At 37.7% G+C, this 13,722-nt stretch carries 13 protein-coding genes; 9 read left to right on the top strand and 4 right to left on the bottom strand.

The features are described 5' to 3' along the window. Nucleotides 1-144: 144 nt before the first annotated feature. Nucleotides 145-2,742: a Lon protease family protein gene (locus AC5YDM_RS00270; RefSeq protein WP_496150126.1), complete on the top strand. Its 2,598-nt coding sequence runs from the start codon at nucleotides 145-147 to the stop codon at nucleotides 2,740-2,742. Nucleotides 2,743-2,955: 213 nt separating this feature from the next. Next, on the top strand, nucleotides 2,956-3,645 hold the full coding sequence (locus AC5YDM_RS00265) for a hypothetical protein (RefSeq protein ID WP_496150125.1): 690 nt from the start codon (nucleotides 2,956-2,958) through the stop codon (nucleotides 3,643-3,645). A 142-nt stretch (nucleotides 3,646-3,787) separates the two neighbouring features. On the opposite strand, the gene grxD is transcribed toward AC5YDM_RS00265, so the two are convergent. After that, nucleotides 3,788-4,129, bottom strand: a complete 342-nt coding sequence (grxD, locus tag AC5YDM_RS00260; protein ID WP_496150124.1) for a Grx4 family monothiol glutaredoxin — start codon at nucleotides 4,127-4,129, stop codon at nucleotides 3,788-3,790. A 159-nt stretch (nucleotides 4,130-4,288) separates the two neighbouring features. Here grxD and AC5YDM_RS00255 point away from each other — a divergent pair, with 159 nt between their 5' ends. Further along, the gene (locus AC5YDM_RS00255) at nucleotides 4,289-5,500 is read left to right on the top strand and encodes an aspartate aminotransferase family protein (RefSeq protein WP_496150123.1); all 1,212 of its coding nucleotides are present in this window, start codon (nucleotides 4,289-4,291) and stop codon (nucleotides 5,498-5,500) included. Nucleotides 5,501-5,617: 117 nt separating this feature from the next. Here the strand turns inward: AC5YDM_RS00255 and AC5YDM_RS00250 are convergent, their stop codons facing one another. The 3 genes from AC5YDM_RS00250 to surE all read right to left on the bottom strand — a co-directional run bounded on the left by AC5YDM_RS00250 (nucleotide 5,618) and on the right by surE (nucleotide 8,377). Then, entirely contained in the window at nucleotides 5,618-6,550 is a 933-nt protein-coding gene (locus AC5YDM_RS00250; RefSeq protein ID WP_496150122.1) for a LysR family transcriptional regulator, read from the bottom strand. Nucleotides 6,551-6,644: 94 nt separating this feature from the next. Next, a complete protein-coding gene (locus AC5YDM_RS00245) occupies nucleotides 6,645-7,481 on the bottom strand; it encodes a peptidoglycan DD-metalloendopeptidase family protein (RefSeq protein ID WP_496150121.1) in 837 nt (278 codons plus the stop codon). Between the two features lie 98 nt (nucleotides 7,482-7,579). Beyond that, nucleotides 7,580-8,377, bottom strand: a complete 798-nt coding sequence (surE, locus tag AC5YDM_RS00240; RefSeq protein ID WP_496150120.1) for a 5'/3'-nucleotidase SurE — start codon at nucleotides 8,375-8,377, stop codon at nucleotides 7,580-7,582. Nucleotides 8,378-8,484: 107 nt separating this feature from the next. Here surE and AC5YDM_RS00235 point away from each other — a divergent pair, with 107 nt between their 5' ends. The 6 genes from AC5YDM_RS00235 (at nucleotide 8,485) to AC5YDM_RS00210 (ending at nucleotide 13,298) form a co-directional block, all read left to right on the top strand. Next, nucleotides 8,485-8,856 carry an MCR_0457 family protein gene (locus tag AC5YDM_RS00235; RefSeq protein ID WP_496150119.1) on the top strand — a complete coding sequence of 124 codons (372 nt, stop codon included), beginning with the start codon at nucleotides 8,485-8,487 and terminating at the stop codon, nucleotides 8,854-8,856. 187 nt (nucleotides 8,857-9,043) lie between these two features. Then, entirely contained in the window at nucleotides 9,044-9,433 is a 390-nt protein-coding gene (locus AC5YDM_RS00230; protein ID WP_496150118.1) for an MCR_0457 family protein, read from the top strand. A 134-nt stretch (nucleotides 9,434-9,567) separates the two neighbouring features. Beyond that, nucleotides 9,568-10,716, top strand: coding sequence for a D-alanyl-D-alanine carboxypeptidase PBP5/6 (gene dacC / locus AC5YDM_RS00225; RefSeq protein WP_496150117.1), 1,149 nt, complete (start codon nucleotides 9,568-9,570; stop codon nucleotides 10,714-10,716). A gap of 102 nt (nucleotides 10,717-10,818) precedes the next feature. Next, nucleotides 10,819-11,349 (top strand): gamma carbonic anhydrase family protein, encoded by a 531-nt coding sequence (locus tag AC5YDM_RS00220; protein ID WP_496150116.1) that lies wholly within the window; start codon nucleotides 10,819-10,821, stop codon nucleotides 11,347-11,349. Between the two features lie 537 nt (nucleotides 11,350-11,886). Further along, nucleotides 11,887-12,111, top strand: coding sequence for a hypothetical protein (locus AC5YDM_RS00215; protein ID WP_496150114.1), 225 nt, complete (start codon nucleotides 11,887-11,889; stop codon nucleotides 12,109-12,111). A gap of 314 nt (nucleotides 12,112-12,425) precedes the next feature. Then, nucleotides 12,426-13,298 (top strand): LysR family transcriptional regulator, encoded by an 873-nt coding sequence (locus AC5YDM_RS00210; RefSeq protein ID WP_496150113.1) that lies wholly within the window; start codon nucleotides 12,426-12,428, stop codon nucleotides 13,296-13,298. The last annotated feature ends 424 nt before the right edge of the window (nucleotides 13,299-13,722 follow it).

Raw genomic sequence — 13,722 nt, 5'->3', positions numbered from 1 at the left:
CTCTTTAATGGCAAGGGATTCAATATTTTTTATGCAACCATTGTGCTGATTTTGCATTTTTTTCCTGTAACTTCACTTGATATTTTCGCCTAACCCTGTATACCTTTAATTTTCAATTGTACTTTATAGTTTTGGATTTCACCTGTGACCCAAAGACACGATCAAATTAACTCTAATGCTTTAGCCAACACCACCACACCAACACCAACACCAACAGCAGAAATTGTTAATCCATTTCCCACAGTATTTGAACAAACGGAAATTCAACAAACTTTGAATCAAACAGCGTTAAAACCTGAACAATTGACCCATATACCCAATACTGCAAAAATTCCAGCATCAACCAAAAGAATTAAACCGCTGAACAACTTTTTGGGTCAGGATCGCGCAAAGGCTTCGGTAGAGGCCGGCATTGCCTTGCCTTATTCTGGCTACAATATTTTCGCTGTAGGAACTGCTGGTTTAGGTAAACGCACCATGATTAAGCGTTTACTGCAACAGCATGCCAAAACTATGGCAACACCGAATGATTGGGTGTATGTCAATAATTTTAAATTTGCACGTAATCCGATTGCACTTCAATTCCCTGCCGGACAAGGTGCTAAGTTCCAGACTATGTTGCATCAGACATGGCAGGTGATTTTCAAACAACTTGAACGTCGTTTTAGCGCAGAAACTTATCATAACCGCATTGAAAAAATTCGTGTTGCAACAGGCAATGAACAACAATCCGCTTTAATTGAATTGACCAAAGAAGGTTTAGAGCTTGATCTCAAACTGATTAATCGAGACGATGAACATTGCTTTATTCCGACTCACTATAAAGACGACAAAGTGCAAGAAATGTCTCAAGAAGACATGAATGCTTTATCCACGAAAGAGCGTTCGGAAATTGCAGCAAATATCCGCTACATGGATAAAAAGCTTGAACGCCTAGGTCTGCAAATCGGTGATTTGGAAGATGAAGCACGTGATTTGGTTTCTGAATTGAATCGTGACATTGGTAAACAAGTCATTCTGCCACGTATGGAATTGATCTTAACCAAGTTTCCAAATGTTGATGGTTTAGAGCAATATCTAAAATTCTATGCTGAAGACATGATTGATAATGTTGAAACGGTATTAGAGCAAGAGGAAATCGATTTCTCACCATCTCAGTTCAATCGCGTTCCTGCTCGTTATCAAGCCAATGTCGTAATTAGCAATAAAGCGAACTCTGGTGCGCCTGTTATTTTTGAAGATTTCCCAACGCATTATAATTTATTGGGTCATGTTGAGCAGTTAACCCAAACAGGTACGATCAGTACAGACTTCAGCTTAATTCGCCCAGGTGCATTACACCGTGCCAATGGTGGCTTTTTAATGCTTGAAGCTGAACAGCTTTTAGAACAGCCATATGCATGGCAAGGTTTGAAACGTGCACTAAAATCAGGTCAACTCAAACTCACCTCTTTAGAGCATATGCTGACCTTAACGGGCAGTATTTCGATTGAACCTGCATCTATTCCTTTAGATGTCAAAGTCGTGTTACTTGCAGAACCTGAAATCTATTATGAGATTTTAGAAGTTGAACCAGAGCTCGGTAGCGTCTTTAAAATTCGTGCTGATTTCACTGATACATTACAACGTAATGACGAAAATGAACAAGCTTATATGCATTTGATCGCAGATTATGTTCAGTCCGATAAGCTTTTACCATTTGATCGTTCAGCTTTAGCGGCACTTCTTACGGATTCTAGCCGTCAAGCAGAAGACCAAAGCTCATTGTCATTACATGCTTCAACCTTAGGCGATCTTATCCGTGAATCACATCACCATGCTTTTAAAGCTGGCGATACTATGGTCACTGCCGAGCATATCAATACTGCATTAAAACATCGCCAATATCGCTTGGGTTATCTACGTGAGCTCTATTGGCAGGATTTATCTCGTGGTACACAACTGATTGAAACCCGCGGTCACCGCCTAGGGCAAATCAATGCATTGTCTGTGATCCATTATGCTGATGTTGAATTTGGTTTACCTTCTCGTTTAACTGCATCCGTATATCAAGGTGGCGGTGATATTCTCGATATCGAACGCAGTGTTGAACTCGGTGGATCTCTACATGCTAAAGGCGTGTTATTAATGTCATCTTTCCTAAAAGCACACTTTGGCCGTGAACAAATTCTGCATTTCTCTGCTGCCCTCGCCTTCGAACAAAGTTATGGTCAAGTCGATGGTGATAGTGCAACCGTTGCTGAGCTTTCTGCTTTAATTTCTGCAATCAGCCAGCTTCCAATTGATCAATCATGGGCAATAACAGGCTCGATGAACCAACTCGGTCAAGTTCAGCCAATTGGAGGTGTAAATGCCAAAATTGAAGGTTTCTATGATGCATGTAAACTTCAAGGCTTAACGGGTAAACAAGGCGTCATTATTCCTAAACAAAATATGGATCACCTCATGATTCGTCAGGATGTGATTGATGCCGTTGAAGCAGGTCAGTTCCATATTCATGCCATTACCAATATTGCTCAAGCACTCGAAATTTTGATGGCACGCCCTGTCGGTGAAATGAATAAGAAAGGTCGCTACACCAAAGGATCTATCTTTGCAGCAGTCATGGATCAATTGGAATACTGGCAAGCAATAGAAGACGGTGCCGAAATCGAACAGCCGAAGAAAAAGAAAAAAAAGAAGAAAAAAAATAAAGACAAAAAGTCTGATGCTGAAACAGCTACAAACTCTGAACAAAAATAACGTTAATTCATGTTTAAATAACCATTAAGAATGGTTTAATAATACGCCCTGAACCTTTCAGGGCGTTTTGCTATTTTAGAACTCTAAAAAAATAGTAAATGAGCATAAATCTTTAAGTATTTATTTCTCACTGCAGTTGAAATCATTTTTAAAAATTAAATAAAACTTAGCCCTAAATTGAACACTAGAACCCAATAAGAATAATGGTACACCATGAACAATTTAAATCATTTGATCAATGAAGCGATTGATCACGAACAAATTAATCATACTGATGAAGCTTTACTCATTAATCTTAAGCAATACTTTGAGCACGATGCTGAATTTTATCAGCACTATCATCATGGTAATTATCAAATTTTAGATGCTCATGATATACAAGCTTTTTTTACTTCAGGACTCAAATACGTCCAATATAATAAGCACCATTTACAAGCCAATGATGTCCATAAATTAAATATCACCACGCTTTATAAAGTGTTTATGATTTTAGAAGCCAATAAACGTCTGCATCAACTCAATCAACAACAGCAACACATGCTGAACAAGTTAAATTACTTTTTTGACTGGGATGAATCACGACTTAAAACGATTGCTCAAGTCACCAAGCCTCGTATATACAAACTGATTAAACCTATTGCCCTATTGCTTATTCCGGTATTTCTTATCTGGCAATCCACATGGGAACAGCCGACGATTTATCATGCTGCAGGACTATTTATTTTTGGTTTAATCATCCTTTGTTTGCTTGGACTGGTTTATGCACAACATCGTTATATCAAAAGTATTCCTGCTGAATACAAGTTCTATTCACCTGAAACGGTGATGCAACTTTTTGATCATAAAATTAGTGGTGACAGTCCAAATCGAATTAAAGAAGAGTTGGCTGGGTTTTCTCAATGATCTAAATGAATTGCTACTGCTTTGATTAGACAATTTGATTCATTACCGAATCAATGACATATCAAGTGATTCAACCCATTGATGATTAAAATGAGAGATATAAAAAAAGCACCTATTCAGGTGCTTTCATTTTAGCGCTGAATTAAGCTTCAGGCGCTGCGCTGTATTGTTCAATAAGCGTTTTTAATTCGCCTGTTTGGAACATTTCAAGCATGATATCGCTACCACCAATCAGCTCACCATTGATCCACAATTGTGGGAATGTAGGCCAATTTGCAATTTGTGGTAATGTTGCACGAATATCTTGGTTTTCCAAAATATTTACATAAGCAAATGGACGACCAATTTGGCTCAACGCTTCAACTGCACGTGCAGAAAAACCACATTGTGGGAATTGTGGTGTGCCTTTCATATAAAGAAGCACTGCATGTTTAGCAATTTGATCGCGAATTAACGCTTCTGTGTCACGCACTTGTTCAGTCATTGATTAAATCCTCAACTTATCTGCGTGCATTATACCTAAATCCGCCCTAAAGAGTATGTCTTGCACATTTTTTCCAGTTAAATTTACATTTGGGCTTTTAATCTGAAGCAGATTTTGATTAGATTAACTTTTCCTTCATTTCACAGATAAGAGTTTGTCATGAACAATATCACTCTCGCGCCAATACAACCTGATCAACCTTCTCATTTGATGCCTGTATTCAGCCGTCAACCGATCAGCTTTGTTCGCGGTCGAGGTTCTTATCTGTATACAGAAGATGGTTCAGAATATCTTGATGCATTAACAGGTATTGCGGTATGTGGTCTAGGTCATGCCCACCCTGTTTTAGCTGAAGCGATTGCAGAACAAGCTGCAACGTTAATTCACACCAGCAACATTTATGAAGTGCCTTGGCAGACTGCTGCTGCTCAAAAGCTTGCAGAAGTTTCAGGCATGGAAGAAATTTTCTTCTCAAACAGTGGTGCAGAATCCAATGAAGGTGCAATTAAAATTGCACGTAAATATGGACACATGCAGGGATTAAGCCATCCAAAAATTATTGTTGCGGATCATTCATTCCATGGTCGTACCATGGCGACCCTTTCAGCAACAGGTAACAAAAAAGTTCAAGAAGGTTTTGGTCCATTGGTTGAAGGCTTCATTCGTGTGCCTTTTGGTGATATCGACGCGATTGAAGAAGCGGCTATTCATCATCCAGATATCGTGGCGATCTTAGTTGAACCGATCCAAGGTGAAGGCGGTGTAAATACTGCACCTCAAGGCTTCAGCTATTTAGAAGAAATTCGTCAAATTTGTAATCAGCATAACTGGTTAATGATGTTAGACGAAGTTCAAACAGGTAATGGTCGTACAGGTAAATACTTTGCTTACCAACACACCAATATCATTCCAGATGTGATGACGACAGCTAAAGGTTTAGGCAATGGCTTCCCGATTGGCGCTGTGATGACTCAAGGTAAAGGTGTAGGTATCTTAACCGCAGGCAACCATGGTTCTACCTATAGCGGTACAGCATTGGGTTCGCGTGTGGTCTATACCATTATTGATTTGATGCAAAAAGAAAATATCGTCGCGAATGCTGCTGAAATTGGTCAGTATTTAGTTGATAGTTTACGTACGCAACTTCAAGAACAAAATGTAGTTGTTCGTGGTTTTGGTATGATGATTGGTATTGAATTACCAAAAGCATGTGGTGAATTGGTAGATATCGCTCGCACTGAACACAACTTAATTATCAATGTGACTGCTGGTAACGTGGTTCGTTTACTTCCAGCGTTGAATATGACGCATGAACAAGCGGATGATTTATTAAAACGCTTAGTGCCTGCGATTAAAAACTTTTTAGGTTAATTACTTAGATTGTTTATATAAAACTTGAAGTTATAAAAAAGCCGCATCATGCGGCTTTTTTATGAGCTGAATATCAATATGATTGCAACTCAGCGATTCAAGTAGGTCTACTACTGATCAAGATGCTTCTTGAAAAATACGACCACCAGGCAATTGTCCAAAATACTGTTTTAAAGCATCTAAACAACGATGGATTTTCATTGGTTGCTGTTCACGCTTCAAAGTCATTGCATTCAACGTATAGGTTGGCAATTTCCATTCAGGTAAAACTTCAACCAAAGTACCGTTAACTAATTCTTTTTGAACATCAAGATAAAGTAAACGCGCAATACCATGACCACTTTGACAAAGTGATTTAGCCACGAAAACATTGTTGGTTTGCAAACGATGTTTCATTTCTAAATTTACAGTTTCACCTGTAGAGCCATGTTCAAAACTAAAGTTTTGATAGTTCTTCATGATATTAATCGGAATTAAATCATGATTAACCAAATCTTCTGGTCTTGAGATTGGTAAGTTTTGATTCAAATAGCTTGGTGAAGCCACGAGAACCTGATCTACACGCGCCAATGGTGTAATCAATAAATTGTTTGATTCTTCAAGTTTTGAACACATACGAATCGCAATATCAATTCTTTCTTGAATCAAATCAATAAATTGATTTTCAGCTTCAAAATGAACCGTCAGTCCACGATGTGCCGAAACCCAATGGGACAATGCTGGAACCAAGTGCGTTGCACCCAATTCTGGCGTTGTCGCGATGCGTAGGTCCCCAACCAAATCATCACGTAATTCATTAATTCTAATCTTGCCACGCTCAGCAGCTGCAAGCATTTCTTGGCAACTGTAAAAAAAAGCTTGGCCTGCTTCCGTTAAACTTAATTTTCTTGTAGAACGATGTAGAAGTGTGACTTCCATTTCTTGTTCTAGGGATCGTATTTGCTGACTTACAGCACTTGTAGTAATACCTAAATCACGAGCGGCACCACTAAACGAGCTTTTTTCAACAACACATGCAAATACACCCATTGATCGAAGTTGATCTAACATAAATTTCCCTCTGAAATTATGAGATGCTTCACCTTTTTAGGTGAAAGCAACTCATTGTATTATACGAAGAATTTTTAAGTTTGCATCAACTATCTTAATTGATTGGTAAAATATTTGCAGGATTGATTGGCTTACCATCTAAACGAATCTGGAATTCAAGCATAGTACGGTTTGTACCACTTGAACCCATTTCTGCAATCTGTTGACCTGCAGTAACGTTTTGACCGCTCTTCACTAACATTTTACTGTTATGAGCATATGCAGAAATATAGCCATCTATATGTTTTACAAGCACTAAATTACCATACTCTTTTAAACCATCCGCGGCATAAACCACTTGACCATTGGCTGCTGCCATCACCGGATCACCCACGTTACCGCCAAAGCGGATACCCTTCACATTGGCTGCATTGTTAAAGTTTTCTAATACAGCGCCATTCGATGGTTTGACCCATCTTAAAGTTGAAGTATTTACAGCTGAATTCGCTGGAACAGTTGGAGTCACTGTACGCATTGTTGTTGGAGCGGTCACAGGTACTGGTGCAGTCTGTGTGGTCGGCAGTTGAATATTTTGACGCTTAATTTGTGAATCTTGTGTCGCCAAAGGTTTCACCGCAGTAGTACGGTTACGATTACCATTTTGTTTTAAACGCAGTGATTGCTTCACATAGATACGATATGGCGGGGCAATATCGTTCATTTCAGCCACACTGATGTAACTCAAACCATAACGATTTGCGATGCCACTTAAGGTGTCGCCTGAGCGAACTGTATAAAAATCTGGAGCTTTTGCATAACGTGCAGAATTGTTAATTTGTGGCTTAGATGCACAGCCCGTAATCGCAAATACAGAAACAACTGCAAGGGATGCAAACAGCGTTTTAAATGTAAGCTTATGGGTTAAAACATTCTGTCGTCGGGCCAAAAGCATGATTTCCTCTCTACAATCTAAAATTTAAAAACTTGAATTTGCCTAAGATTAGCAAAATTAATACGAGTTTCGCTGATTAACTTTGCTTTTTCACAAACTTATAACATTCTCTCGACATCAGCGCTATTTTCAGAGATTTGATCTTTCAATGTTTCCAAAATACTGTAGTTGGTTGCGTCGATTTGAATCGGGGTGATACTGACGTAACCATTTGCCAGTGCAAAGAAATCCGATTGGATATCGATTAAACTCTTTTTAGGATCAACCACAGATTCACCGGTTAATCCAATCCAAAACACTTGACGACCTCTTGCATCAACCTGAGTGGTGATTGGTTTGTTTTGTAAACGTTGCCCTTGATAGGTAATTTGAGCACCCTGAATATATTCAATATCTGGAATATTAATATTGAAAATATGACGCGGTGGCAAAATCGGTAATCCTTTGGCAATAAAGTCATGTACCCACTCTGCCGCACGTGCATAGTGCATGGGATGTTCATAAGAACGAACTTCTGAACCTGCTAAAGAGACTGCAATTGCAGGCTGTTTCATTAAACGCCCCTCAAAAGCCGCGCCGACCGTTCCCGAATAAAGAACGTCATCACCTAAATTCGCACCGCTATTGATTCCACTCACCACAAGATCAAACTCAAAATCGAACATGCCGTTCATGGATAGATACACACAATCAGCAGGTGTACCATTCACCGACCAAATATCCTCTGCAATTTGAATCGGACGTAATGGTCGATCTAAAGTTAAGGCACTTGAATAACCACTCCGCTCGCCTTCTGGTGCAACAATTACAACTCTTCCCAACTTTTTTAAAGCATGGGCTAAGGCTTGAATCCCCGGTGCAAATACACCATCATCATTTGAAATTAAAATATTCACAGCGTGCAACCTAAAGTTTGACTCGTCAGGTAGATTATATGATTGGAAAATATTCAACAACTCTATATATTTAGCTCACTTTAAAACAATATACCAAAGGGTAAAAAGTGTTAAATCGTTCACTGACTCGTGTTGTCTGCATAACAACGCTCACATTTTTAAGCAGCACTTTAGTACAAGCAAATTTGATTTCTAAGGCAGAACTGGACTTAGTTGTAAAAGAAGACATTGCAGCGGCTCAAGTTCTTAACGAAATTTGTCCTGCTTTAATTACAGATGCAACTAAAATCAAGCAACAAGTGGATAGCTTTACAGCAGAAAGCTTGAACCATCTTTCTCAGGCTAATCTGAGTTTTGAACAGCTCAAAGCTGATCCCGAATATCAAAATGCATTTAAAGAAGCATTAGCTGAAAACAACGAATACTCTCAAGAAGAAAAACAACAAGGTTGTAACGAACTGATTAACTCAGCAGAATAAGCTCAACCTAATAAGCTTAATATAACGCCTTGATGATTCTTATTGCTCCCTATTGAGTATTCATCAAGGCGAATATCATGATAAATCACCTCATAAAATCTACAGCTTCTATACATTTTCTCTGTTTTTTCATCATCAAAAGTGTTTATCCTATACAAATCATTTAGTTATAAATTTTGAGTATCCAATGCACAATAAAATTGTAAAATTCTTTTCATTTAGTCTACTTTCAGCATCTTTAGCATTCAGCGCAACAGCATTTGCTGAAAAGAAAACTGAAGCTTCTGCTGAAAACATTGATGTGACTCAAACCACTATTACTAAAGATGAGCTCGCAGCCATCTATGTATTGTCAGAAATTTGCCCATCTTTAATTCAAACCGATGCGAAATTTGATGCAGGCTATGCACGATTATTAAAAGACTATTTACCACAAGAAAAATCGCCTATTACCGCGATTAAAACCACCGTTCAACAGCCAAGTTTTAAAGATGCATTAACGCAAGCTCGCGCTGATGTAAAAAGTGCTGGCGATAAAGTAAATACTCAAGTCTGCAATGATGTGAAAGATTACTAATCTTTAGTCGTATCAAGCATGAATTAGTTACAATTCGACTGAAAATAGCCGACTCTCCCCGTAGCAGTCGGCTTTGCTTTGTCCTAGAATGCAAGGCTGATTTTGCCGTTCACATAAGATTGGAACTACTTAGAATGACCCGAAAAAGCGCCATTGCTGCATTATTACTATTACCATCATTTTCTTATGCAGCAACTGTTTTATCTACTCCCCCAGAACTTAATAATAAATCATACGTTTTGATGGATTATGAAACAGGGCAAATCCTTGCTAGTAAAAATGAAAATGAGAAACTTGCTCCAGCGTCAATGACCAAAATGATGACCAGTTTCATCATCGAACAAAAATTATTGAATGGTCAGTTGACTGAAAACGAAAAAGTTCGCATGAACGAATCTGCATGGTGTCGTGGTAGTAGCACAGAATCATGTATGTATGTTCCCTTGAATGGAACTGCAACAGTTTTAGAAATGCTACGTGGCATTATCGTTCAATCTGGTAATGATGCATCTAAAGCGATGGCTGAGCACATTTCAGGCAATGAAGGTACATTTGCCCATGAAATGAATAAAGAAGCAAAACGTATCGGCATGACCAATACTAGCTTTGTGAACTCAACAGGTATGCCTGCTGAAGGTCATTTTTCAACTGCGAAAGATATGGCAACACTTGCGCAACATATCATTCATGACAGTTCTAAATACTACCCAATTTATTCTGAAAAAGAATTTAGCTTTAACGGTATTAAGCAAGGTAACCGTAATGCCCTGCTTTATACTGACCCAAGTGTTGATGGCTTAAAAACAGGTCATACTGAAGAAGCAGGTTATTGCTTAACGACTTCTTCTAAACGTGGTCCAATGCGTTTGATTTCCGTGATTTTTGGTGCGCCTTCTATGCAAGAACGTGCTTCACAAACACGTGAAATCTTAGCCTGGGGCTATGCAAACTTTGAAACTGTAAATGTTCAGCCTGCAAATCAAGAAATTGCAAAATCAAAAGTTTGGTTTGGTACTGAAAATGAAGCGAGTATTGGTCTTGCTGAAAAATTCAATGTAACTATGCCTAAAGGTCAAGCGAATGCGATTAAAACACAAATTTCGGTTCAACCGAATTTGAATGCGCCGCTTCAAAAGGGTCAAGTTGTGGGTAAACTCACTGCAACTTTAGATGGTAAAGTGATTGCTGACAAACCTTTGGTTGCACTACAAGCAGTTGAAGAAGCGGGTTTCTTCTCTCGCATGATTGATCATGTTAAACAGTTCTTTAGCAATTTATTCTAATCCGCTTATTTCAACTTAAGCATGTATTAGACTTAAGCATTCATATCTCGGTATGAGTGCTTTTTTATTTTATACTGTATTTAAAATTATGGATTTTTCAGCATGAGCCAAAACATTCGCCCTTATCTTGACACTTTTCCGCAGACTGATGATTCGAATTATATCGACCCGATGTCCGTGGTAATTGGCGATGTGCTTTTGGGTGAAAATGTTTCCGTTTGGCCGTTTGCTGTGATTCGTGGTGATGTGAATCATATTCGTATTGGTAAAAACTCGAATGTGCAAGATCATTCGATGTTGCATGTGAGTCATAAGAAAGCTGATAAACCTGAGGGTTCACCACTGATTATCGGTGAATATGTGACTGTTGGTCATCATGTGAAATTGCATGGTTGCACGATTGGTAATCGTGTCCTGATTGGGATTGGTACGATTATTTTAGATGATGTGATTGTTGAAGATGATGTGATGATCGGTGCAGGTTCTCTTGTTCCACCAAACAAACATCTTGAAAGTGGTTATTTGTATGTAGGTAGTCCTGTAAAACAAGTGCGTAAACTCACTGAGAAAGAATTGGCTTTCCTGCCTTACTCTGCTCAAAACTATGTGAAAGTTTCGCGGAACTACAAATGAAATTTCATTACGCATAACACCCATTATGTTAAATGAAGCAGGAAATGATTTATGAAAGAACTCTTATATATAAATCATAACTTTATCGAATAATGAAAATCTTAAGTATACTTATAGTCTTTTTATTGATTCTTCCTTTTCCACGCTTATCTATCAAACAATTTTCAACTGAACTGAATAGAAATTTTTCACAGACATTCTCGTCTTAAACAACTCCTCTTTCCTCATATTCCCCAAAAAAATTTATACAACATGCATCTTTATATATGACTCTTTTCTCTAACTTCTAGACTATTCATGTCAACTTCGCTCCTCACAGGACACAATCCCAATCTTTTCTAAGTGCTTCTAAAATGACTAAACTAGAAATAATCACATTTTTCTCAAATTTAATGATGATAAATGAAGTCAAGGTCATTGAAATCAGTGACTTAAAAATATAAAGTTTAAGTCCTCAATTAAAATAAAAACCTTAGGCTTGGCTTCATTATGAAATACGAAACACATCAATCGTTTGACACACAAATTGATGACATTATGAGATTTCTTTTCATTTACAAATGCTCCAAAACCAAACAGCAGCAATATGAACAAATCGTTAAAACTTTCTTAGATCTAGATATCGCCTCCACCTACTTTCTATTTGATCTGATCCAAGAACGCTTACCACGACGCGCAAAATTAATGTTCGCAGGTGAAGATTACCAAGGTAAAAAAGACACCATTTTAGAAGTCATGCAACATCATCTGACTCATAAATAATATGCGGGACTCGGTTTACCTAACAACAAAGACAATCTTAAATAGATGAAAGCCTATTTAAACAATCTCAAATAAGCTCATTTATGTTTAATTTATGTTTAATCTATATATTCTAAGGGATTTGTTTCTTGATTCGCTCCCAACAAATCATCGATGTATAGAATCCCACAGAATATTGTCACTATCACTACAAACACAATTATCGGCTTCATCATTGATCTCATTCATTTTTTTATGAGAGCATTCAAACAAAAAGCATATATCTAGTAAAATGATTTGTTATGATACCCACTATCTTAAAATGAGATAGCTTAATGCAAATTAAATCCATCGAAATCTTTATCGAAGTGGTTAAAACGGGGAGTTTTTCAGAAGCAGCTCGTCAACTCAATACTGTTCAATCCAATATCACCAATCATATTAAAAAGTTAGAAGATCAGCTGAAAGTTCAATTATTGCAAAGAAACTCACCTGTAGTCCCAACGCGTGCAGGTCAACAACTTTTGCAATATGCAGAACAGATGATCAATATCAAAAATGAGATCTTAACGGCGTTTGGTCATACTCAAGCGAATAATTTTTCTCCATTGAAAATAGGCAGTATGGAGACAACAGCAGCAACACGCCTTCCTTCATTTTTGAACTATTTACAAAATCTACAGCCTGATTTGCCTTTTCAGCTCTATACCGATGCAAGTCGACACTTGATTGATCGCATCGAACAACATGAACTCGACTGTGCTTTTATTGCGAATCAAGCCCCTATTCCAGATTTATATAATCGACTGATCTGGACAGAGCATTTGGTTTTAGTCACTGGATTGAATCAGCCCAATGAACTCTGCTCTTCTTGGCTACGTAAACAAAATTTTATTTCATTTAAACAAGGTTGTACTTATCGAAAATCAATTGATCTACTTATTAGTGAATTAAAGCTCCCTGCTGTTAAAATCACTGAAATGGGAAGTATAGATGCCATAATGAGTTGTGTTAGTCTAAATATGGGAGTTGCCCTATTGCCCTTAAGTTATCTACAGCAATCCTCCAACATTGATAAAGTCCAATTAATCAAGATTCCACCTCATCTATCTGAAATAAACACCTATTTAATTGCGCGTGCTGAAGATGAATGGAATACCAATACCCATCTATTTCAGCAAGCTATTTCAAGCTACTTAGACAGCTAATGTTTATATCTTTAATTTGAAAAGTTAAGAATCTAAGAATTAAATAAATACCTGTATTCATGGCTATTCATAGATATATTGAATGTACTTATAAAATGAATCCACACCTTAGCAATCACTTTAAAAATCGCTCACTTTAAAATTCGCTATGGATTCATTTTGACGTTTTAAAACTCTGATCAGAACCGAGCATTTCCAAGTTTTAAATACAGCTGAAGTTAAACTTTTTGCCTAAAAAATTTTTCACGATATTCGTCTTGGAGTTGTTCAGTTTGCATCTGTTTAGGATCACATTCCTTTTCCCGTGTATCTAGCATGTTGACAAAATTTTTGGTCAATATGCCCATACAATTTACGCCACAACAATCAATCTCATTTCAGATAATTGTCGGACCAATAAGGATTTCTTGATCTGCAATTAAAA

Source organism: Acinetobacter sp. CY81 (assembly GCF_059515925.1).
Note: the sequence above shows the minus strand (reverse complement) of the source record. Positions and strands in the feature narration are given on the sequence as shown.